Raw genomic sequence first — 21,284 nt, forward strand, 5'->3', positions numbered from 1 at the left:
TTGTTTTACATATCGTTGAACCGGCTCTCGTTGGTTTTTAAATATTCGGTTATTTTTTTTACGGCAATGTGGTAACTGCTTTTCAATCCACCAACTGAAGTCTCTAAGATTTCTGAAAGTTCTTCGTAGGTGTGTTCGTCAAAATACTTCATATTGAACACCATTCGTTGTTTGGGCGGTAGGGTAGCGATGGCTCTTTGAAGTTGTAGCTGAATGGTTTCCCCTTCAAAATAAACATCGCTCGTCAACTTTTCAATGGCTTGATTTTGTAGTTCTTCTGAAGAAACCTGCTTCCGTTTGGCCCGTTTGTTTATAAAAGTGATGGACTCGTTGGTGGCAATGCGGTACATCCACGTATAAAGCTTGCTGTCGCCTTTAAACGAATGGATGTTTTTGTAAATTTTGATGAACGTATTTTGGAGTACATCGTCGGTATCATCGTGGTTCAAGACAATTTTTCGGATATGCCAGTACAACCGTTCTTTATATTGGGACACCAGCTCCCTAAACGCAGCTTCTTTATGCTTGTCGTTCTGTAACGCACCCACCAAGTCGTTCTCTGTAACCAAAAACTGATCATTTTATATTTTGACGTCTTTAAATGTAAAAGGTTTAAATGTAAAAACCGTTTATTTACCTTTAGAATATTCTGAATAGCATCGATTAAGTACGATTTAAACCGATTAAGTGTGTTAAATGTTTTTTTGTAAGAAAAATATTACTAATTTTGGTGTACACTACTTATGTGTGTTTTTGTTATAAGCCTCAAGTATAGCAAAAGCGAAGTTAAAACGGGTCTAAGCGGGGGCTGACCCGTTTTATATTAAAATGATTTGTAAGAATATGTAGGAAAATAAGTGTAAAATAATCGATGAAATACAATATTTTAAGATTAAATGCATTTTTTCTTGGTGGAATGAAAAAAAGAATTTATATTTGAATCAAATAAAAAAACCTACTTAATACCGGCCATCGTGCGCCCCAAATACGATGGCACCAACCAAAAAGAACGGTCCCCCAACCGTTCTTTTTTTTTACTTATGTCCTGTATTTAAGCCAGAGATTGCATTTCAACCAAACTGTGATACACCCCTTTTTTGGCTAATAGTTCTTGATGCTTTCCTTGCTCAACTATTTTACCTTTAGATAATACCACAATCTTATCCGCATTTTGAATGGTGGATAATCGATGAGCAATAACCACCGAGGTACGGTTTTTCATCATCTTTTCCAAGGCATCTTGTACCAAGCGTTCACTTTCGGTGTCCAAGGCCGAAGTGGCTTCGTCCAAAATCATAATAGGCGGATTTTTCAGTACGGCCCTAGCGATGCTCAGGCGCTGTTTTTGGCCACCACTTAATTTATTGCCGCTATCGCCAATATTGGTGTCAATTCCGCGCGGTAAGTCTTTCACAAACTCCCAGGCGTTGGCTATTCTCAGTGCGTCTTCTATTTCTTCAACAGTTGCGCTTTCTTTGGCGACCAATAAATTTTCTTTAACGGTGCCGTTGAATAAAATAGAGTCTTGGGTAACCAAGCCTAACAAATTGCGCAAAGAACTTTGAGAAATGGTTTTAATGTCCAACCCGTCGATGGAGATAACACCTTTGTTCACATCGTAAAAACGCGTGAGCAAGTTGGCAATGGTACTTTTTCCGCTTCCACTTTGCCCCACCAATGCTACGGTATGCCCCTTGGGGACGGTCAATGAAAAATCGTGCAGCACATAGTTATCCTCGTATTTAAACGAGATGTTCTGTATCTCGATTTTGTCATTAAACCCTTCTTTTTCGGTAGCATTGGGAATATCTTGTATGGTCGATTCGGTTTCCAGTATTTCCAGCACCCGTTCGGCAGCGGCATTTCCTTTTTTAACGCCGTAACTGGCTTTGCTTATCGCTTTTGCCGGGGTGAGGATATTATAGGCCAGCCCCATGAATACGATAAACTCTTCCGGAGCCAGGGTTTTTTCAACCAATACCATAGATCCACCGTACCACAATAAAATTGCAATAACCACAATGCCCAAAAATTCGCTGGTAGGCGAAGCGAGGTTTTGTCTATTGATCAGGGAATTTGAATACTTGTAAAACCGAGAAGTGGATTCGTTGAATTTCCGGTTGAAAATGCGTTCGGCATTAAAGCCTTTTATTATTTTAAGCCCCCCGAGGGTTTCTTCTAAAATGGAGAGAAACATGCCTTGTTCCTTCTGTACGCGATCTGATTTTCGTTTTAGGCTTTTCCCGATCCGTGAAATAATCAAACCAGAAACCGGAATGAAAATAAATACAAAGAGCGTTAACTGCGGGCTTATGGCGAGCATGGCAATAATGGTAAAAAGGATCATAAGCGGTTCGCGAATAATCAGTTCTAAAATAGAGAGAAACGAATGTTGGATTTCCAATACATCACTCGTGATACGGGCAATGGTATCGCCTTTTCGTTTTTCAGAATAGAAAGAAACGGGCAGATCGATCGTTTTTTTATACAGCGCGTTCCGAAGGTCTTTTAGCACCCCGTTGCGTAAAAAGGTAATGAAATACATCGCCAGATAGCCAAACAGGTTTTTCAATAAAAACGTGGCAATGACCAGGGCGATCATAATCATTAACGTATTGAGTTCGCCTGACGTTTCAATCTGTCGGTTGATGTAATAATTGGAATATTCTTCAAAGTAAGTGCCAATATCGCCAATACCGTTAAATTGCGGTACTTCGGTTATTTTTTCTGAATTTCCGAAGAGCACTTTCAGCATTGGCATCAACGATACAAAGGCCAAAGTACCGAACAGGGCATAAAAAACGTTGGAGACGATATTCATCCAAGCATACCCTTTGTAAGGCTGTGCGTACCGCAGTATTTTTTTAAAGTATTTCACTAACTAATATTTAAATGGGTACTAATGTTATCAATTTTTTGCTGTAATTGTGCAACAGCATCCTCTCCAGTGGATTTTGTGTTCACGCTCATGTAAAACTTAATCTTGGGTTCCGTTCCACTGGGGCGCATTGCAATTTTACTGCCATCTTCACTATAATAAATCAGCACGTTCGATTTTGGGATGTCTAAGGTTTCTTTTGTTTTTGAAGGGAATGTAATCGCTTCTTGTTTTTGTAAATCTTCAAACCGGATTACGTTGCTGCCGGCTATTTTGGTAAACGGTTTTTCACGTAGGGTTTTCATCATTTCTGAAATTTCTTCGGCTCCTTTTTTACCTTTTTTCACCAAGGAAACCAAATGCTCGCGGTAGGTACCATATTCTTCATAAATGGATTGTAAATAATCAAACATACTGCTGCCGGCTTCTTTTTTCTGGGCAGCGATTTCACAAGTCAGCAGGGTAGCGGTCACGGCATCTTTATCACGAACAAAATCACCCACCATAAAACCAAAACTTTCTTCGCCGCCGCCAATAAATTCAAGTTCTGGAAAATCCTTTACCATTTTGGCAATCCATTTAAAGCCGGTTAGGCCTTCTTTGTATATTACGTTATAACGTTCGGCCAATTTCCGCATCATTGGAGTGGAAACCACTGTCGAAGCGATAAACTGGGTGCGGTTTAATTTTCCCGCTTTTTTGTACTGTTCCAACAAAAAGTGTGTTTTCAATACCATGGCTTGGTTGCCATTGAGCAGTGTCATTTTTCCGTTGTTATTACGAACGGCAATTCCCAAGCGATCGCAGTCAGGATCGGTACCAATCACGATATCGGCTTGTTTTTTTTCCGCCAGTTCCAAAGCCATTTTCAAGGCCGCCGGTTCTTCTGGGTTGGGCGATTTAACGGTTGGGAAATCGCCATCAGGTTTGGCTTGTTCTTCAACAACAGTAACATTTTGATACCCGGCTTCTTCCAGAACCCTCGGGATCATGGTGATTGAAGTTCCATGAAGCGACGTGAATACAATTTTTAAATTGTCTTTAGCCTCTTGCGACGTATTAAAACTGCCGTTTTTAATAGACGCTTCAGCAAAAGCGTTATCTACTTCAGTATTAATCAATTGAATTTTTTCTGAAACGGCTTCAAAATTAATAGCGCTATATTCCAGTGCGTTTATTTCAGCAATTACTTCGCTATCCTGAGGTGGCACCAATTGTCCGCCATCTTCCCAATACACTTTATAACCATTGTATTCCGGTGGGTTGTGCGAGGCAGTCAATACAATGCCACACTGACAGTTAAGGTATTTTACCGCAAACGAAAGCTCTGGTGTGGGGCGTAAATCTGAAAACAAAAAAACTTCAATGCCATTGGCCGAAAAAACATTGGCAACCACTTGGGCCAGCTCTTTGCTGTTATGGCGGCAATCGTAGGCAATCGCGACTTTTATGGTTTGGTTAGGAAATTGTTTTTTTAAGTAATTGGAAAGGCCTTGTGTGTTTTTTCCAAGGGTGTATTTATTGATACGGTTATCGCCAACGCCCATTATTCCGCGCATACCGCCGGTGCCAAAAGCTAAATTTTTATAAAAACTGTCTTCCAGCCCTTCGGGGTCGTGGGCGATCATTTCTTTTATAGTGTATTGCGTCTGGTCATCGAAAAAAGGGGTAAGCCATTTATTGACGCGTTCTAATATGGAAGGATCTACGTAAATCATGTTTCAAAATTAATAAAAGCCGCTATGGCAGGCAGGTGCAAAAATAAGGAAACCAATTCGTTATTCTTTAACGTTTCGGTGTTCTTTAATAATGTAGTTTTTGGAGCCGTTTTTGCTGCGCAAGATGAGTTCGCCCAAAAATCCGGCCAAGAAAAGTTGGGTGCCCAAGATCATAGCGGTAAGGGCGATAAAAAATTCGGGACGCTCGGCCAATAGCCTACCTTTGGTATGGATAAACAGTTTATCGATACCCAAGTACAGCGCGAAACAGAAGCCCACAAAGAGCATAAAAGCGCCCCAAGCCCCAAAAAGGTGCATAGGCCGTTTTCCAAAGCGGGTTAAAAAAGAAATGGTGATTAAATCTAAAAAACCGCGCACAAACCGTTCGGCCCCAAACTTGGTGGTACCGTATTTTCGGGCTTGATGTTGCACTTCTTTTTCGCTGATTTTGTTGAAACCGGCATTTTTGGCCAGTACCGGGATGTACCGGTGCATTTCGCCAGTAACCTCAATGGTTTTTATCACCTCGTTTTTATAGGCCTTTAGTCCACAGTTAAAATCGTGCAGTTTTACACCCGAGGTTTTCCGGGCGGCAAAGTTGAAGAGTTTGGAAGGCATGTTTTTGGAAACTACCGAGTCGTACCGTTTCTTTTTCCAGCCGGAAACCAGATCGTAGCCTTCTTTAACCACCATATTGTATAGTGCTGGGATTTCCTCTGGATTGTCCTGTAAATCGGCATCCATGGTGATTACCACATCGCCAATGGCAAGGGCGAAGCCGGCATGTAAGGCTTGGGATTTTCCGAAATTTTTTAAAAACCGGATGGCTTTCACTTCCTTATGCTCACGGGAAAGCGTATCGATTATGTTCCAAGAATTGTCGGTACTACCATCGTCTATAAAGATGAGCTCATATAAAAAGCCATTGGATTGCATAACGTTTGCAATCCAATGGTAGAGTTCGTTTATGGACTCCTCTTCGTTGAGAAGTGGAATGACGATGGATAGGTTCATAGAGCTGTCTATTCGTGTGTTGGCCTAGGTTGTTTCATTATAAGACCGGCAATCAATGAAATGATAAAGCCGAAGAAAAGCGAAGCAATCATTCCCATGGCAAACATAATCCAGGGGCTCATAAACTTCTCGGTCATTCCCATGGCCATATCCATCTGCTCTTGTGTCATATTAGGATTTTGCTCAATCATTTTTTCTTGGGTTGTATCGAGCATTTGACTAATAAAATCCGGTTCAATAAACGTAATAAAAATATAAGAAAAAACAGAACCTATAATACCCGATACCAAGGCGATGATCAAGCCGGTTTTAAGCGCGTCGCCCAACGATAAAAAACCGCCGCTCTCATTTTTAAAGGCTTTAAGGCCATAAACGATACATAAGGTCATAAAAACGAAATTGAGCACAGATTGCCACCAAGGTTGCTCTAGGTGCAAACCTAAAACATACACGATTACAGAAAGTCCTACGACCAATAAGGAGAGGATAAGACCATAATTAAGACCGATTTTTTTAACAGATGCAGTTTGATTTTCCATGGTTTGAAGTTTATAGCCTCCAATTACTGATAGGCTGGTTTGGTTGGTTAGTAAGCAAAAATACTAAATTGTTACGGTTTATTTTTCTGAAATATGCAATCTGTATATTTTTGAACGATACGTAGGTTTTTCTTTTTCAAAAAAATAACATTTACTATTGTCTGTTTAGTAAAAATAATTAAATTTGCATTCTCAAAATCGAGACCCTATTAAAAAGACAAGAAGATGAAAAAAGGTATCCATCCTGAAAATTATAGAGTAGTTGCTTTTAAAGACATGTCCAATGACGACGTTTTTTTAACAAAATCGACTGCACAGACAAAAGAGACGATCGAGGTTGACGGTACAGAATACCCATTGGTAAAGCTGGAAATCTCCAGAACTTCTCACCCGTATTACACAGGTAAAGCTAAATTGCTTGATACTGCCGGACGTATCGATAAGTTCAAGAACAAGTACGCAAAATTCAAGAAATCACCTAAAAAACAGGAAGAGGAAGCTAAAGAAAGCGAATAACCTTTTTTTGATACGATATATAAAAGCCTTCGAAATTTCTTCGGGGGCTTTTTTTTGTTTATTTGTTTTTTTTAAATCGGTGGTTTCGATACATTTTCCTGAAATTACTGCCAGTAATTTCAGGAAAACACTCAACCGCCTAATTTTTTGATTTGTATATTTACTCAGCATAAAAATACATTGTTGATAACCGACAACTCAAAACACACAACTGAACATGAATTACATCCTTTTTGACGGTACCGTTCGCAACCAATTGCTTCCTTTCACTTTCACACGTCCTGTGGCCGATATCCGTATAGGCATATTGACCATTCGTGAAAAATGGGAAAAACTATTAGGATTTACCACCACTACGATAACGGAGGATTATTTGTCAGAAAAGTTTCCAATGGTTGAAATGGAGCAGAACATTTTAATCAATGCTTCTTTTCTTCCTTCAGAAAATTTGGTGAATATCATAAAAGAACTATCAGAAAACCAGGCCATATTTTATGATGAAGAACCGATTGCCTTTTACACCCTTGAAGGACAGGAAGTGGATTTTGAAAGCTACGACATTATTCAATATACGTATGATGACGTCTTTCAAGTAGCACATACTTGGGATATATTTTCAAAAAACCATGAAGCCATTAAACGTGATTTTGAGTTGTTGACCAAGAACAGGCAATCGCAGCCCATACCAGAAATGACCGTGGCTTTTAATAAAAAACAGATTTTTATTGAAGAAGGCGCGAAACTTCCCCTATGCTCTTTAAACGCAACCGAAGGCCCCATCTATATTGGTAAAGATGCCGAAATCATGGAAGGTTCTATGATTCGCGGTCCGTTTGCCCTTTGTGATCATGCTACGGTAAAAATGAATGCAAAAATTTATACCGGTTGTACTATTGGTCCGCACAGTAAAGTAGGTGGAGAGCTTAACAACTCGGTTATTTTTGGATATTCCAACAAAGGCCACGATGGCTTTTTGGGGAATGCGGTAATTGGCGAATGGTGCAATTTGGGTGCCGATACCAATAACAGTAATTTAAAAAATAATTATGCTGAGGTCCGTTTATGGGATTACGAAACCGAAGGTTTTGCCAAAACCGGATTGCAATTTTGTGGCTTGATGATGGGCGATCACAGCAAATGTGGCATCAATACCATGTTCAATACCGGAACAGTGGTAGGTGTGAGTGCCAATATCTTCGGAAGCGGTTTCCCGCGTAATTTTGTCCCCAGTTTTAGCTGGGGTGGAAGCGGCGGCATGACTACCTACAAAACCAACAAGGCCTTTGAAGTGGCCAAAGTGGTGATGGCAAGACGAAGTGTTGAATTTTCTAAGGAAGATGCTAAGATTTTAGAACATGTTTTTGAAGAGACGGCACAATGGCGTCGCGGGTAGTACTGTTTCCCGAAGAGTCGCGGAGGCACAAAGAAATGGTGTGAAATTAAGGGGCTATTTCATTTTAAATTTAATGGGCTTAGCCGGTTCCAGTTCAAGAAAGAACAAAAAGTAAATGATGATGGCAATAATGACTACCATGACAGTCCCAAATGTTATAAATAGCCTACGTCTGTTTTTTCTGTTGGTTTCTTTTAGCTTTTGTTGAAAGTCCGCAAAGGCTTCCGGGCTCATTTTTTTGTGGTCCACAAATTTGCCATACATTGGCGAGGCTTCGTCAACACCTTTATCAAATTTTGTGATACGGTCTCGCCTATTGTTTTTAAGCGTCTGTATCATGTCAATAACAAAACCGGCTCCGAACATAATTTTATTGTGTTATACGTGTTGTTTTTCATTTTCTACCTTAATACCTGTAATTTAAGCCAAAGGCGGCCACAAGTTGTTTTCTTTTAGGTTTTCTGGATTGCAAACCACCCAAATATGTTCCCCTTTTGGGCGTTTCAGGTTAGCACGGTCCCAAACCCTAACCGAATCGTGACGGGTTTTTAAAGGAGTGTCAAATTCATATTCTATTTTTAGGGGATGTTTCTTGTTGATACTTTGCGTGGTGTCTACGTAAACCTTTTTTATTACCCCACGGGTAGGCACCCCAAATTGAAGCGCATTTAACTTTTGATTGGAATTTTTGTTACTTTTTTTGACTAAAAAGAAACCAATTACAGGAAAAACAAGGCTGAACACGATAAAGGGAATATTAATCAGTCCTTCAAAAATTTCAAATATAGAAATTGCCAATGCTGGGAGCCCAACGATCATAAAAATAATTCCGATCATCATTAACGCATTTCCCGTATATTTTACCCTTATTTTATAGGAGAAGCTCAAATTTCTGGGCTGTTTGGGAGGTTCGGGTTGCCTGGAGCTGCCGGGAATGCTTGGCAACTGTCCACCGCAACTTATACAGTGGCTCACCTGGTCGCGCCTGTTAGAGGTTTTGCACCAACCGCATTGCAACACCCACGGTTCCAAAACGGCCACAGGCCCACCACAATTATTACAACGGGTGGTATTGTTACTGTTTTCGGTGAGGCACCATTCGCATTTTGTTATTCCTCGTTTCATTTTTTCTTTTTAACGTGTTTTAAAACCAAAAAATTCTGTGGATTGATGCCCAAGCCAGACACTTTTTTGTTCACAAACCGTATGGCAACATCATAAAACAAAGGGACAACAGGTGCTTCAGCAACCACTATGGAATCCATTTTTACATAAAGCCGCTTTCTTTTTTCAATGTTTGAAATGGTCAGTGATTTTTCGTACAAACTATCAAAAACAACATTTTTAAAATGTGTATAATTGGGGCCATTAGGTGTGAAGTTTTCACTGTAAAACAACGACAGGTAATTTTCGGCATCGGGATAATCGGCAATCCAACTGGCCCGGAAAATATCCAGCTCGCCACTGCTTTTCATTTGCCGTAGGGTGGAAGGGGGCATCACATCGATTTCTACTGCAATCCCTATTTTTTCCAATTCCCGTTGTATATACTCGCAAATGTCCAGATACTGGCTGTTAGTGCCAATGGTAATTTCCGGTTGGGTGTCTCCTGTTTCGGTTTTGTATTGCTCGATTAATTGTCGGGCTTTATCAGGGTTGTAGTCATATCCTTCAATAGAAGCAAACCCTGGCAGTCCTTTTGGTATAAAACCGTGCGTGGCGGGCGTACCCATTCCGTTGCGGAGGTAGGTTACCATTTTTTTACGGTCAAATCCATAATTGACTGCTTTTCTTAATTCTTTTGATTCAATTTCAGAGGTTTCGGTTTCCATGAAAAAACCCAAATATTCGGTGTTCAAATATGGGGTTGTGATTAGTTTTACCCGGTCTCTGTATTTTTTCTGAAGCGTTCCTTGAGTGGTTATTATTTCGTCTTTATACGAATTGTCCAAGCCTGAAATAAAATCCAATTTTCCCTGTGCAAATTGTAGAAACTCACTTTGTTTATCGGGTAAAAAGGTAATGGCAACGGCTTCCAGATACGGCAATTGGTTTCCCTGTGCATCGGTTTCAAAATACAACGGGTTTTTCCGAAGGACCAACTTCACATTTTCTTCCCACAGCTTAAACCGGAACGGGCCTGTGCCTACTGGGTTGCTCCTGAATTCATTTCCGTAGAAGTTAATTGCTTCTTCTGGCACTACCGAGCAATACCGCATGGACAGCAAACCCAAAAAAGCAGGAAAGGGTTGTTTTAATTGAATAACCAACGTGGTATCGTTTTTTGCTTTATAGTTTTTAACGGTGTTCATCACCCAACTTCCAGGCGAAGCGACGTCGGCATCGGTCAAACGGTCAAAGCTGAACACAAAATCGTGAGCGGTAACCGTTCGGGTTGAATCGCTTCCAAAGCATTGGTTTTTATGAAAATAAACATCGTCCCGCAAATAAAAAGTATAGGTAAACGTGCTGTCATTCACTTCCCATCGCTTAGCGATATCGGGTTCAATGTTTAATGAATCGTCCAATTGTATAAGGCCGTTAAATAATTGATTGGTAGGCCAGATGTTTTGCGGATTTCTGGCGAATGCCGGGTCCAGGGAGCTTATGTTGCTGTGCTCGTTGTAGCGGAAAACGAGGTGGTTATTGTTGGAGGTATTGTTCTTTCCACAAGAAAAAAGAGTGAACAATACTATTATTATTCCCCATAAAAAATTGGGTACTGGATGCTGGGTGCTCGATGAGATTCGGTCTCGTATTGTCATATTGTGTTATAAAAATCTTCTTCGGTAAGCAATTAACATATTCATTAAATGATAGCAAAAATCATACTTTTCATCAAAATAATCCTGATTTATATAATTTCTATTCTTTGCCTTATAAAGACAAGTCACAACTTCTGCTAAAGAACGAATAGAATACCCTAAAAATTTCTTTTGTTCAGGGTCTGATTGCAAAATTGACCCTTCCGAAATATTAAGCGCAATTGAATCGGCTGCTCTTCTTATCTGACTGCTAAGATTGAACAGCTCTTTTTTGGGAAAAGTGTCTGCTATAGCATCAACATCTTCACCTAATTCCATAGCTTTTTTCCAAATATTCAATTTTTCAAATTTAAAGCTCATCCTGTCTGTTTTTTTCAAAGATAATGTATTGTGATTTCATAAATCAATCATCCAGCGCCCAGCATCACACACCCTGCAAATTAAATAGAAAATAGTACCTTTGCACTTCAATAAATACTATGAACGCTACAAAAAAAGTCGCATTTTATACCTTAGGTTGTAAGCTCAATTTTAGTGAAACTTCTACCATTGCTAGAAATTTTAAAGATGAAGGGTTTAGTCGAGTAGATTTTTCTGAAAAAGCAGATATCTACGTTATTAATACGTGTAGTGTAACCGAAAATGCAGATAAGCGTTTTAAAACTATTGTAAAGAAAGCTCAAAAAGTAAATCCTGATGCTTTTGTGGCGGCTGTAGGTTGCTACGCGCAATTGAAGCCCGAAGAATTAGCCGATGTTGATGGTGTTGATTTGGTTTTAGGGGCTACAGAAAAATTTAAAATCACCGATTACTTAAATGATCTCTCTAAAAATGATTTCGGGGAAGTACATTCGTGTGAAATAGACGAAGCAGACTTTTATGTCGGTTCGTATTCTATTGGTGATCGAACGAGAGCATTTTTAAAAGTTCAAGATGGCTGTGATTATAAATGTACGTATTGCACCATTCCTTTGGCACGGGGAATTTCCCGAAGTGATACCTTGGAAAATGTGCTTAAAAATGCTGCTGAAATTTCAGAAAAAGGAATTAAAGAAATTGTTTTAACTGGTGTAAATATTGGCGACTACGGAAAAGGCGAGTTTGGCAACAAAAAACACGAGCACACTTTTTTTGAACTTTGCGAAGCCTTGGATGAAGTTTCCGGAATTGAACGCTTACGCATTTCTTCCATAGAACCTAATTTGTTGAAAAATGAAACGATAGATTTTGTTGCAGGCTCACGAACTTTTGTACCGCATTTTCATATTCCGTTGCAAAGCGGAAGCAATGATTTGTTAAAACTGATGCGTCGCCGGTATATGCGCGAGTTGTATGTAGATAGGGTAGCACGCATTAAAGATGCGATGCCTCATGCGTGCATTGGCGTTGATGTTATCGTAGGCTTTCCCGGGGAAACGGAAGAACGGTTTTTGGAAACATACAACTTTTTAAACGAACTGGATATTTCGTACCTGCACGTATTTACCTATTCAGAAAGAGATAATACCCCAGCTGCCGAAATGGACGGTGTAGTGCCGAATAAAGTACGCAAAAAACGAAGTAAAATGCTACGGGGACTTTCAGCTAAGAAAAGAAGGGCTTTTTATGAAAGTCAATTAGGGAGTTTGCGAACGGTGCTTTTTGAAGGCGAAAACAAGAAAGGCTATATCCACGGGTTTACCGAAAATTATGTAAAAGTAAAAGCACCGTGGAATCCGGAGTTGGTCAATACACTGCATACAATTCAACTTACCGAAATAGATGAAGATGGTCTGGTGCGGTTTGAATTTGTGAACAATAAAGCAATGGCCAGTTAAATACTAATGCCTACGGGCAGTAAATCGCGGTATTTCCTCCTGTTTTTTCGCATAAAACCTGCAATCTCCGGGCTGGTGGGCACCAAACTAATGCCACGGTCCCGTACTTCTTCAAACACAGCTTTAATAAAAATATCTCTAAAGCCTTGGTCTTCCAGGTCTTCTGGCATATCATATTTGGTCAAAAATATTTTACGGTCTTGGAGGGCATATTCTATTCGCGCCATATTGTCGCCAATCTCAAGTTCGAATTGCCTTAAAAATTCATTGTCGGTAATCTCTACATCTTCAATCATGGGAGTTATTTTATAATTTAGTTCATGGGTATTTCAATACGTAAAACGCGACTGTTTTTACTGGCAGTAACATCAATACTGTCTGTGTCCCATATTTCTTCTATGGCATCACGTTTGTTAAGTGTTTCATTGTCAACAAGAATGGTGCCGTCTATCACAAAAACGTAAACGCCGTAGGTTTTGTTATGCAATGAATAGGAAGTTTTGGTTTTTTCTGAAAAGGTACCTAAACTAAAATAGGCTTGTTCTTGGGTCCACAGCTTGTTTTCTTTGGTTTGTTTAAGCTTTACCATGGTGCTGCAACCGTTTTTTTGTAATAGGGGAGCGATTTTTTTCTGGTTGTAACGGGGTGCAACGCCTTCATTTTCAGGCAAGATCCAAATTTGAAACAATGAAACCGCTTCGGTAGTGCTTGTATTTACTTCTCTTTGCTCAACACCCGTACCTGCGCTTATTACCTGTATGTCACCAGATTTTATAATTCCGCTACTTCCCGTAGAGTCTTGATGTTTCAAAGCACCGGAATGTGGGATGGTAACAATTTCCGTATTCTTGTGGGGATGCTTGCCAAAACCCATTGCTGGATCAATCTGGTCGTCGTTCAAAACACGAAGTTTGCCAAATTGAAGACGGTCCGGATTGTAATAATTGGCAAAACTGAAAGAATATCTGGCTTGTAGCCAACCAAAATTTGCTGTACCACGACTTTCAGCAGGATGTAAAATAGTTTTCATACGCTCCAATAGCTATAAGATAATAGTATCTTTGCTTAACAAAGTTACAAAAAATTAGTGTGCTGAAACGCATATAATCCCGATAATCCTTTATGGCTCTTGAAATGACACACGTTTATTTTATTCCGGGAATGGCTGCCGGAAAAGAGATTTTCAAAAACATCAAGCTTCCCGAAGACCGCTTTAAAACGCACATATTAGAATGGTTGATTCCTGAAAAAGACGAACCTATCGCCTTGTACGCCAAACGGATGGCAGAACGGGTAAAAGCACCCAATTCGGTATTGGTAGGGGTGTCTTTTGGGGGTGTGGTAGCACAGGAAATGGCGCAATACCTCACCTTGAAAAACCTGATCATTATTTCCAGCGTGAAGTCTGAAAAAGAATTGCCCACCCGTATGAAATTTGCCCGCAAAACGGGAGCATATAAGTTAATACCCACGCGCTTGGTGTTGAGTGCCGATGACCTTACTAAATTTTCGATAGGCCCACGGTCTAAAAAACGGCTTCAACTGTACCAAGAATTTCTTCACGTTCGCAATAAGCAGTATTTAGACTGGGCCATAAAAAACATGGTAAAATGGCAACGTAAAGAACCTATGGAAAACGTGGTACACATACACGGTGACAAAGATGTGGTGTTTCCCATAAAAAACATTGATGATTGCGTTACATTAGAAGGAGGCACCCATATTATGCTTTTGAATAAAGGAACGAAAATTTCAGAAAAACTAGTGGAAATAATTTCTAAGTAATGCTGTGTTAATTAATTGAAAAGAGGTATATTATATGGTATATTTAGAAAAAAAATAAAAGTTATGAGTTTTTTATCAAAAATAGGGCTGGGGGCAATCTTGTTCGTTATTAGCGGGCTGTCCATCAATGCGGTACAAGAGCCAAAAACCGATAAAGCGGTGCAAAATCCGCCCGGAAGCGAGAAGTTTGAAGAAAGTTTAGTAAACGATTATAATGTGTATGCCTTGCCAACACCTGAATATTTGGAGTTTGCAGGGGAACCCGTTCCCTTGAACGAGCCAGACATACGAGAACGTTTTGACCGGGAATTGTTGGTAAACACGTATTGGCAATCCAACGGGCTGTTGATTATAAAACGAGCCAACAAATATTTCCCAATTATTGAACCAATGCTCAAAAAATATGGTCTGCCAGACGATTTTAAATACCTTGCCGTAGCCGAAAGTGGACTGATGAACAACCGTTCGCCAGCTGGTGCCGCAGGATTTTGGCACTTTTTAAGCAGTACTGGACGGGAATATGGATTGGAAATCAATGATTATGTGGATGAACGGTATAACCTAGAGTTGGCTACAAAAGTTGCCGCAGAGTACCTAAAAAAGTCTAAAGAGCGATTCGGAAGCTGGACTTTGGCCGCTGCCGCATACAACGCGGGCAATTACGGGGTAAGCAAACAGATAGACCGACAGAAGGCCGAAAACGATTATTACGATATTCTTTTAAACGATGAAACAAGCCGTTACGTATTTAGGATATTGGCTTTTAAAACCATCTTGTCCAACCCCAAAAAATACGGCTTCAATTTTAGGGAACAGGACCTCTACCACCAAGTGCCCACCTTTAAGGTAAAAGTGGATACCGCAATAACCGATATACCAGACTTTGCCCATAAATATGATATTAGCTATAAGGTGTTGAAAATACACAACCCTTGGTTGCGCGAAACATATTTAAAAAATGCTTCGGGAAAAGAATATTTTATCGAGATCCCTAAAAAGGGCTATTACGATACAACTACAAAATAGGAAACACGTTTTTTAAAAAGACAAAGACCGGTAGCTTATTTCTAAAGTACCGGTCTTTTGCATTTTGGTTAGTTTACCCGTTCACGGGTTGTCTTTTGCTACAACGGTTGTCCGGCTTTTTCCGTCAAAACTTTTTATAAGGGTAATGCCGTTGTGGTATGCATCGTAGTTCATTTCAAATGAAGCGTCATAGGTCTCGTTATAAGGGTGTAAAACGCCACGTCTAACATCGATAATGGTTTTGTTTGAATCGATAAAGAACGTAGTAGGGAAGCCCAAGCTGTGCTTCAAGGTCTGCACGATGTGGTCGTGGGTGTTTTCGGTTTCGTCAACATAGGCCACGGTTATGTTTTTGCTGTATTTGCGGGCCTGCTGTCTTGCCTTTCGCTTCGTGTCCCAAAAAAGCACCACAAAATCGATTTCTTGATGGTTTTCGTCCACGATTTTGTTTAAAGCAGGGATTTCCCCTATGCCAGGCGTACACCATGAGGCATAACTTATTAAAAACACCGGTTTGTCAAAATCGTAAAAGTTTATTTTTTTTCCTGAAGTTTTCCGGATGTCAAAATTGTCTAACCGGCTTCCATTGATTACGTGGTTTACCAACGAATCGAACAGGAAAGTTGCCCGTTCGTAATTGTGGTCCATGAACGCTTGTTTCGATTGGAGTTTGTATTTTTTGATGTTTTTTCCAATCGCTTGGGAGAATAGGGTTTCATGCTCAACTTCTTGAGAGAGCGCTGTATATGAAACCAATAAGAATAGAAGAAGTAGTTTTCTACCCATAAGCGTTTTGTTAGTTAACGCTTCAAAGGTATTAAGGTGTTAAGAGAAAACAGTATTTTTTCGATTAAGCAGCCGTATAATCGATTAACAACTAAATTTTGTAAGATAGTACGTGTTTACACGTAGTGGTTTGTAAGAAATTAACGGCGCCCACCACGGCGTCCGGCCCGGCCACCACCAAAATGTTGGTTGGGCTGCCCAGCACGTTTCATTTGCTGTTTCATCATTTTTATCTGGTCGTCCAGCATATTGTGCTTGTCCAGGCTTTTGGCTTCATTTAAGAGTATTTGCGCTTCACGCTTTCTATTTTTGGTCATGGCAATCCCAGCGAGGTTTAATTTGGCCATGGCCATATCGGCACTCATGTTCAAGCCTAAGCTTATGGCTTTTTTAAAATATTTTTCGGCTTCGTTCATATTGGTTTGCGACACCATCAACCCGTTTAGATAATAATAATACCCTTGCTGTTTCTGGACCAAAGAAGCTTCTGGGTTTTTAATCTTGTCCAACCATTTTTTGGCACCGTCAAAATTTTGCTTTCTCAATTGAAGGAAAGCAAGTAGGATGATTTCGTTTTTGAAATACAGGAAAATGAAAATCAAGGAAAGGAATATCAACATAATCCCATTGCCAATGTTATTTTCAAAAAACTGCCAAACGGCTGCTGCAATAACGAGCGCAGCCAATACTAATTTTATATTTTTGTTGAACATGAACTATCTGTTTTTATAGGGTTGGCAAAGGTACTAAAAACTAATAAATATTTTTTCAAAATTCCATTTGGAAACCTGATAAATGATTGTATATTTGCACCCGACTTTTAACAGAGGTCTTATTTAAAATTTTTCAGAAGAAGTTATAACATAAGTTACCATGAAAAGAACATTTCAGCCATCAAAAAGAAAAAGGAGAAACAAACACGGTTTTAGAGAGCGTATGGCTTCAGTAAACGGTAGAAAAGTGTTGGCTGCCCGCAGAGCGAAAGGCAGAAAAAAACTATCTGTGTCTTCTGAAACCCGCCACAAGAAATAATGTTTATATCCTATTAAATAATAAAGGTGTTGTTTTTATACAACGCCTTTTTTTTTACCCATACGTAACGTAATTTTACGCACCGAAAAAAAAATCTTCTTTAACAATGCCTAAAAACGAAAAATTAAAATCCATCTTGATCATTGGTTCTGGCCCTATTGTCATTGGGCAGGCGTGTGAATTCGACTATTCTGGTTCCCAGTCCTTACGCTCTCTTCGTGAAGACGGAATTGAAACCATACTTATAAACAGCAACCCGGCAACCATTATGACCGACCCTGCCATGGCAGACCACGTCTATCTCTTGCCGCTTACCACAAAATCGCTGGTCAAGATTTTAAAGGAACATCCACAAATCGATGCCGTGTTGCCTACAATGGGCGGGCAAACAGCGCTCAACCTCTGTATCGAGGCCGATGAAAAAGGGATTTGGGAAGATTTTGACGTAAAACTCATTGGGGTGGATATCGACGCCATTAATATTACCGAAGACCGCGAAGAATTTAAACAACTAATGGGACGTATTGGTGTTCCCGTGGCTCCTGCCAAAACTGCTAAATCGGTTTTACAGGGGAAAGAAATTGCCCAAGAATTTGGCTTGCCTTTGCTTATTCGCGCATCGTTTACCTTAGGTGGGGCAGGAGCGGCCTTTGTGGAAACCGAAGATGAATTTGAAAAAGCGCTTACACACGGATTGGAAGTTTCCCCAATTCACGAGGTGCTTATCGATAAAGCGTTACAAGGTTGGAAAGAATACGAATTGGAACTGCTTCGCGACAAAAACGACAACGTTGTTATAATTTGTACTGTTGAGAATATGGACCCAATGGGGATCCATACAGGCGATTCCATTACCGTGGCCCCAGCGATGACTTTGAGCGATTCGGCTTTTCAGCGTATGCGCGATATGGCTATTAAAATGATGCGGAACATTGGGGATTTTGCTGGTGGTTGCAACGTGCAGTTTGCCGTAAGCCCAGATGAAAAAGAAGACATCATCGCCATTGAAATCAACCCGCGTGTTTCCCGCTCTTCAGCTTTGGCTTCTAAAGCCACGGGCTATCCCATCGCTAAAATTGCGGCGAAATTGGCTTTGGGCTATACCCTTGATGAATTGGACAACCAAATTACCAAAACCACTTCAGCTTTATTTGAACCTACCTTAGATTATGTGATCGTGAAAATACCACGGTGGAACTTTGATAAATTTGAAGGTTCCAACAGGTTGCTCGGTCCACAAATGAAATCGGTAGGCGAGGTGATGGGCATTGGCCGTTCGTTTCAGGAAGCACTGCATAAAGCCACCCAATCCCTCGAAATAAAACGAAATGGGATAGGAGCCGACGGAAAAGGCTATACCAACTACGAGCAAATACTCGATAAGCTTAAAAACCCCAGCTGGGACCGGGTGTTTGTCATTTATGACGCCATACAGCTTGGCATTCCTTTGAGCCGCATTCACGACATCACAAAGATAGATATGTGGTTTTTAAAGCAATACGAAGAACTGTATTTGCTTGAAAAGGAAATTTCAGAATATACATTAGACACCTTACCAAGAGAACTATTGTTGGAAGCCAAACAAAAAGGCTATGGCGACAGGCAAATAGCCCATATGCTTAAATGTTTGGAAAGCCAGGTCTATAAAAAGCGGGAAGAACTCAATATACAGCGGGTTTACAAGTTAGTGGACACCTGTGCCGCCGAGTTTGAAGCCCAAACTCCATATTACTACTCTACTTTTGAAAACGAAGTGGAAACCGCCCAAGGAGATCGCTATGTGGAAAACGACAGCAAGGTTTCCGATAAAAAGAAAATCGTGGTCTTAGGCTCAGGACCCAACCGTATTGGGCAGGGAATCGAGTTTGATTATTGTTGTGTGCACGGCGTTTTGGCCGCTGCCGAATGTGGGTACGAAACCATTATGATCAATTGCAACCCCGAAACCGTATCGACCGATTTTGACATTGCCGACAAATTGTATTTTGAACCCGTGTTCTGGGAACATATTTACGATATCATCCGCCACGAAAAACCAGAAGGTGTTATCGTACAGCTCGGAGGACAGACGGCATTGAAATTGGCCGAAAAACTGGACCGTTACGGCATCAAAATTATGGGAACCAGCTACAAGGCGCTGGATTTGGCCGAAGACCGGGGCAGTTTCTCAACAATCCTGAAAGAAAACGACATTCCTTATCCAGAATTTGGAACTGCTGAAACCACACAACAAGCTCTGGAGTTGGCCGATCAATTGGATTTCCCTTTATTGATACGTCCTTCGTATGTATTGGGAGGCCAAGGAATGAAAATCGTAATCAACAAAGAAGAACTGGAAGAACACGTGGTTGATTTACTTCGGAAAATACCAAACAACAAACTCTTGTTGGACCATTATTTAGACGGTGCCATAGAAGCTGAAGCCGATGCCATTTGCGATGGCGAGAACGTCTATATCATTGGTATTATGGAACATATTGAACCCTGCGGAATACACAGTGGCGACTCGAACGCGCTGTTGCCACCTTTCAGTTTGGGCGATTTGGTGATTCAACAAATAAAAGACCATACCGAAAAAATCGCCTTGGCCTTGAACACCGTTGGGCTTATCAACATTCAGTTTGCCGTTAAGGACGATAAGGTTTATATTATCGAGGCTAACCCAAGGGCGTCGCGTACCGTGCCGTTTATCGCCAAAGCGTATGGCGAACCGTATGTAAATTACGCCACCAAGGTAATGTTGGGCGAGAAGAAACTTTCAGATTTCGATTTCAATCCACACTTGGATGGTTATGCGATTAAGCGGCCGGTGTTCAGTTTTAATAAATTCCCGAATGTGAACAAGCAATTGGGTCCCGAAATGAAGAGTACCGGTGAAAGCATTTTGTTTATCGAGAACTTAAAAGACGATGATTTTTATGAGCTTTACGCTCGAAGAAAAATGTACTTGACCCGTTAAGTTTAAAGCTTTTAAAAGTGAAAGCAGGGCAATGTTCGCTCTGCTTTTTTCTTGTTCCTTATTTTTTATAAGAAACAATCACGTTGTGTTCTTTTAAAACGTGCAAGTGCTCTGCCACCTCAAAACTGGATTCTTGATATTTTTGTTGTTTGTTCACTTTCAACCGATGTTCACTTTTTAAAAAACGGCGTATTTCGGTTTTCGAATCCAAGATCAACCCGGGAACTTCTACATTATTGCCGTCATCATCTTTGGCAACCATGGTAAAATAGGACGAATTACAGTGCTTTTTAACGCCCGTATGAATGTTTTCGGCCTCCACGCGAATACCAATGACCATAGAGGTTTTTCCCACATAATTTACGGAAGCTTTCATAGTGACCAACTCCCCAACTTCAATGGATTTTAAAAAGTTTACGGTATCAACAGAAGCCGTTACGCAATAATTTTTACTGTGTTTGGATGCGCACGCAAAAGCAATCTGGTCCATAAGCGATAAAATGTACCCACCGTGAATTTTTCCGCTGAAATTGGTGTGCGAGGGCAGCATCAGTTCGGAAATGGTCACTTGCGATTCTTCTACGTGTTTGTGGATTTTTTCCATTTAATTCCTGTTAAAGTGCGGTGAATTTTCTTGGGAAACATCGGTTACAAAATATTTGGTGTCGCCCCAAAAGAAAAAGGTGTCGTAGCGTTCCACATAAGTCAATTTCACATAGCTGCCTTGGTATTCTTTCAGTTTTTCGATTACATCGGCCTCTTTATCCATGACCGAAAACGAAAATATCTGTGCCCCGCTGATGCCTTGGCTTATTTCGCCTTCCCAAGTTTTTACAACAATCCCTCGATGACTGAATTTTATGAGCTCGCCTGCCCGCGTACCCTCGCTAAAGGTTACAAAATAAACAAAAGCAAAGTACGCTAAGTACAACGCCAATAGGCTTCCGAGAATGATAAAGAGTATTTTTTTCATAATATCCCCTGCGAAAGCAGGGGTTTTTTTTTTAACTTAAAGAATGTTTGAGTTTTAATCTTTCGTCTGCTTTATCTTTTTTA

Annotated in this window: 22 protein-coding genes; 7 read left to right on the forward strand and 15 right to left on the reverse strand. The window is 40.4% G+C overall.

Annotated elements, in window-relative coordinates:
* Positions 1–5: 5 nt before the first annotated feature.
* The 5 genes from DDV96_RS09280 to DDV96_RS09300 all read right to left on the reverse strand — a co-directional run bounded on the left by DDV96_RS09280 (position 6) and on the right by DDV96_RS09300 (position 6,149).
* Positions 6–569, reverse strand: coding sequence for an RNA polymerase sigma factor (locus tag DDV96_RS09280; protein WP_116694483.1), 564 nt, complete (start codon positions 567–569; stop codon positions 6–8).
* Between the two features lie 482 nt (positions 570–1,051).
* A complete protein-coding gene (locus DDV96_RS09285) occupies positions 1,052–2,878 on the reverse strand; it encodes an ABC transporter ATP-binding protein (RefSeq protein WP_116694484.1) in 1,827 nt (608 codons plus the stop codon).
* Complete coding sequence (locus tag DDV96_RS09290; protein WP_206074015.1) at positions 2,878–4,596, reverse strand: phospho-sugar mutase; 1,719 nt, start codon at positions 4,594–4,596, stop codon at positions 2,878–2,880. The genes DDV96_RS09285 and DDV96_RS09290 overlap by 1 nt, the downstream gene beginning before the upstream one ends.
* Before the next feature lie 60 nt (positions 4,597–4,656).
* Entirely contained in the window at positions 4,657–5,610 is a 954-nt protein-coding gene (locus DDV96_RS09295; RefSeq protein ID WP_116694485.1) for a glycosyltransferase family 2 protein, read from the reverse strand.
* An 8-nt stretch (positions 5,611–5,618) separates the two neighbouring features.
* Positions 5,619–6,149, reverse strand: coding sequence for a DUF4199 domain-containing protein (locus tag DDV96_RS09300; RefSeq protein WP_116694486.1), 531 nt, complete (start codon positions 6,147–6,149; stop codon positions 5,619–5,621).
* A 225-nt stretch (positions 6,150–6,374) separates the two neighbouring features.
* Here DDV96_RS09300 and DDV96_RS09305 point away from each other — a divergent pair, with 225 nt between their 5' ends.
* The gene (locus DDV96_RS09305; protein ID WP_116694487.1) at positions 6,375–6,665 is read left to right on the forward strand and encodes a type B 50S ribosomal protein L31; all 291 of its coding nucleotides are present in this window, start codon (positions 6,375–6,377) and stop codon (positions 6,663–6,665) included.
* A gap of 217 nt (positions 6,666–6,882) precedes the next feature.
* Positions 6,883–8,058, forward strand: coding sequence for a GlmU family protein (locus DDV96_RS09315; RefSeq protein WP_116694489.1), 1,176 nt, complete (start codon positions 6,883–6,885; stop codon positions 8,056–8,058).
* Positions 8,059–8,112: 54 nt separating this feature from the next.
* Here DDV96_RS09315 and DDV96_RS09320 read toward each other — a convergent pair whose 3' ends face one another.
* The 4 genes from DDV96_RS09320 to DDV96_RS09335 are packed head-to-tail and all read right to left on the reverse strand — an operon-like array spanning position 8,113 to position 11,201.
* Entirely contained in the window at positions 8,113–8,424 is a 312-nt protein-coding gene (locus DDV96_RS09320; protein ID WP_116694490.1) for a hypothetical protein, read from the reverse strand.
* Positions 8,425–8,478: 54 nt separating this feature from the next.
* Complete coding sequence (locus DDV96_RS09325) at positions 8,479–9,183, reverse strand: hypothetical protein (protein ID WP_116694491.1); 705 nt, start codon at positions 9,181–9,183, stop codon at positions 8,479–8,481.
* Complete coding sequence (locus tag DDV96_RS09330; protein WP_116694492.1) at positions 9,180–10,823, reverse strand: ABC transporter substrate-binding protein; 1,644 nt, start codon at positions 10,821–10,823, stop codon at positions 9,180–9,182. Before DDV96_RS09330 ends, DDV96_RS09325 begins: the two co-directional genes overlap by 4 nt.
* 6 nt (positions 10,824–10,829) lie before the next feature.
* Positions 10,830–11,201 (reverse strand): four helix bundle protein, encoded by a 372-nt coding sequence (locus DDV96_RS09335; protein WP_240607698.1) that lies wholly within the window; start codon positions 11,199–11,201, stop codon positions 10,830–10,832.
* Between the two features lie 101 nt (positions 11,202–11,302).
* Here DDV96_RS09335 and mtaB point away from each other — a divergent pair, with 101 nt between their 5' ends.
* Positions 11,303–12,640, forward strand: coding sequence for a tRNA (N(6)-L-threonylcarbamoyladenosine(37)-C(2))-methylthiotransferase MtaB (gene mtaB, locus DDV96_RS09340; RefSeq protein ID WP_116694494.1), 1,338 nt, complete (start codon positions 11,303–11,305; stop codon positions 12,638–12,640).
* Here the strand turns inward: mtaB and DDV96_RS09345 are convergent.
* Positions 12,637–12,936 carry a GNAT family N-acetyltransferase gene (locus DDV96_RS09345; RefSeq protein WP_116694495.1) on the reverse strand — a complete coding sequence of 100 codons (300 nt, stop codon included), beginning with the start codon at positions 12,934–12,936 and terminating at the stop codon, positions 12,637–12,639. The genes mtaB and DDV96_RS09345 overlap by 4 nt on opposite strands.
* Positions 12,937–12,953: 17 nt before the next feature.
* Positions 12,954–13,670 (reverse strand): pirin family protein, encoded by a 717-nt coding sequence (locus DDV96_RS09350; protein ID WP_116694496.1) that lies wholly within the window; start codon positions 13,668–13,670, stop codon positions 12,954–12,956.
* 104 nt (positions 13,671–13,774) lie between these two features.
* On the opposite strand from DDV96_RS09350, the gene DDV96_RS09355 reads away from it, so the two are divergent.
* A complete protein-coding gene (locus tag DDV96_RS09355) occupies positions 13,775–14,425 on the forward strand; it encodes an alpha/beta hydrolase (protein WP_240607699.1) in 651 nt (216 codons plus the stop codon).
* A 63-nt stretch (positions 14,426–14,488) separates the two neighbouring features.
* Positions 14,489–15,451 (forward strand): lytic transglycosylase domain-containing protein, encoded by a 963-nt coding sequence (locus DDV96_RS09360; RefSeq protein WP_116694498.1) that lies wholly within the window; start codon positions 14,489–14,491, stop codon positions 15,449–15,451.
* Between the two features lie 81 nt (positions 15,452–15,532).
* Here the strand turns inward: DDV96_RS09360 and DDV96_RS09365 are convergent, their stop codons facing one another.
* Together DDV96_RS09365 and DDV96_RS09370 are read right to left on the reverse strand one after the other, a co-directional pair.
* Positions 15,533–16,237, reverse strand: coding sequence for a redoxin domain-containing protein (locus tag DDV96_RS09365; protein WP_116694499.1), 705 nt, complete (start codon positions 16,235–16,237; stop codon positions 15,533–15,535).
* A 140-nt stretch (positions 16,238–16,377) separates the two neighbouring features.
* The gene (locus DDV96_RS09370; protein WP_116694500.1) at positions 16,378–16,950 is read right to left on the reverse strand and encodes a tetratricopeptide repeat protein; all 573 of its coding nucleotides are present in this window, start codon (positions 16,948–16,950) and stop codon (positions 16,378–16,380) included.
* Positions 16,951–17,110: 160 nt separating this feature from the next.
* On the opposite strand from DDV96_RS09370, the gene rpmH reads away from it, so the two are divergent.
* Positions 17,111–17,269: a 50S ribosomal protein L34 gene (gene rpmH, locus DDV96_RS09375; RefSeq protein WP_114492135.1), complete on the forward strand. Its 159-nt coding sequence runs from the start codon at positions 17,111–17,113 to the stop codon at positions 17,267–17,269.
* Positions 17,270–17,375: 106 nt separating this feature from the next.
* The gene (gene carB, locus DDV96_RS09380; protein WP_116694501.1) at positions 17,376–20,228 is read left to right on the forward strand and encodes a carbamoyl-phosphate synthase large subunit; all 2,853 of its coding nucleotides are present in this window, start codon (positions 17,376–17,378) and stop codon (positions 20,226–20,228) included.
* A gap of 58 nt (positions 20,229–20,286) precedes the next feature.
* On the opposite strand, the gene DDV96_RS09385 is transcribed toward carB, so the two are convergent.
* On the reverse strand, positions 20,287–20,832 hold the full coding sequence (locus DDV96_RS09385) for an acyl-CoA thioesterase (protein ID WP_116694502.1): 546 nt from the start codon (positions 20,830–20,832) through the stop codon (positions 20,287–20,289).
* The gene (locus DDV96_RS09390; protein WP_116694503.1) at positions 20,833–21,201 is read right to left on the reverse strand and encodes a 6-phosphogluconate dehydrogenase; all 369 of its coding nucleotides are present in this window, start codon (positions 21,199–21,201) and stop codon (positions 20,833–20,835) included.
* Positions 21,202–21,284 lie beyond the last annotated feature (83 nt).

Source organism: Marixanthomonas spongiae, assembly GCF_003095375.1.
Classification (GTDB): Bacteria; Bacteroidota; Bacteroidia; order Flavobacteriales; family Flavobacteriaceae; genus Marixanthomonas; species Marixanthomonas spongiae.

Bases quoted from the DNA above. Each gene is read 5' to 3' on its own strand.
- DDV96_RS09390 (WP_116694503.1), bottom strand. From the start codon at position 21,201: ATGAAAAAAATACTCTTTATCATTCTCGGAAGCCTATTGGCGTTGTAC.
- DDV96_RS09315 (WP_116694489.1), top strand. From the start codon at position 6,883: ATGAATTACATCCTTTTTGACGGTACCGTTCGCAACCAATTGCTTCCT.
- DDV96_RS09365 (WP_116694499.1), bottom strand. From the start codon at position 16,237: ATGGGTAGAAAACTACTTCTTCTATTCTTATTGGTTTCATATACAGCG.
- carB (WP_116694501.1), top strand. From the start codon at position 17,376: ATGCCTAAAAACGAAAAATTAAAATCCATCTTGATCATTGGTTCTGGC.
- DDV96_RS09355 (WP_240607699.1), top strand. From the start codon at position 13,775: ATGACACACGTTTATTTTATTCCGGGAATGGCTGCCGGAAAAGAGATT.
- DDV96_RS09385 (WP_116694502.1), bottom strand. From the start codon at position 20,832: ATGGAAAAAATCCACAAACACGTAGAAGAATCGCAAGTGACCATTTCC.
- DDV96_RS09370 (WP_116694500.1), bottom strand. From the start codon at position 16,950: ATGTTCAACAAAAATATAAAATTAGTATTGGCTGCGCTCGTTATTGCA.
- DDV96_RS09330 (WP_116694492.1), bottom strand. From the start codon at position 10,823: ATGACAATACGAGACCGAATCTCATCGAGCACCCAGCATCCAGTACCC.
- rpmH (WP_114492135.1), top strand. From the start codon at position 17,111: ATGAAAAGAACATTTCAGCCATCAAAAAGAAAAAGGAGAAACAAACAC.
- DDV96_RS09320 (WP_116694490.1), bottom strand. From the start codon at position 8,424: ATGTTCGGAGCCGGTTTTGTTATTGACATGATACAGACGCTTAAAAAC.
- DDV96_RS09360 (WP_116694498.1), top strand. From the start codon at position 14,489: ATGAGTTTTTTATCAAAAATAGGGCTGGGGGCAATCTTGTTCGTTATT.
- DDV96_RS09290 (WP_206074015.1), bottom strand. From the start codon at position 4,596: ATGATTTACGTAGATCCTTCCATATTAGAACGCGTCAATAAATGGCTT.
- DDV96_RS09345 (WP_116694495.1), bottom strand. From the start codon at position 12,936: ATGATTGAAGATGTAGAGATTACCGACAATGAATTTTTAAGGCAATTC.
- DDV96_RS09325 (WP_116694491.1), bottom strand. From the start codon at position 9,183: ATGAAACGAGGAATAACAAAATGCGAATGGTGCCTCACCGAAAACAGT.
- DDV96_RS09295 (WP_116694485.1), bottom strand. From the start codon at position 5,610: ATGAACCTATCCATCGTCATTCCACTTCTCAACGAAGAGGAGTCCATA.
- DDV96_RS09300 (WP_116694486.1), bottom strand. From the start codon at position 6,149: ATGGAAAATCAAACTGCATCTGTTAAAAAAATCGGTCTTAATTATGGT.
- DDV96_RS09305 (WP_116694487.1), top strand. From the start codon at position 6,375: ATGAAAAAAGGTATCCATCCTGAAAATTATAGAGTAGTTGCTTTTAAA.
- mtaB (WP_116694494.1), top strand. From the start codon at position 11,303: ATGAACGCTACAAAAAAAGTCGCATTTTATACCTTAGGTTGTAAGCTC.
- DDV96_RS09350 (WP_116694496.1), bottom strand. From the start codon at position 13,670: ATGAAAACTATTTTACATCCTGCTGAAAGTCGTGGTACAGCAAATTTT.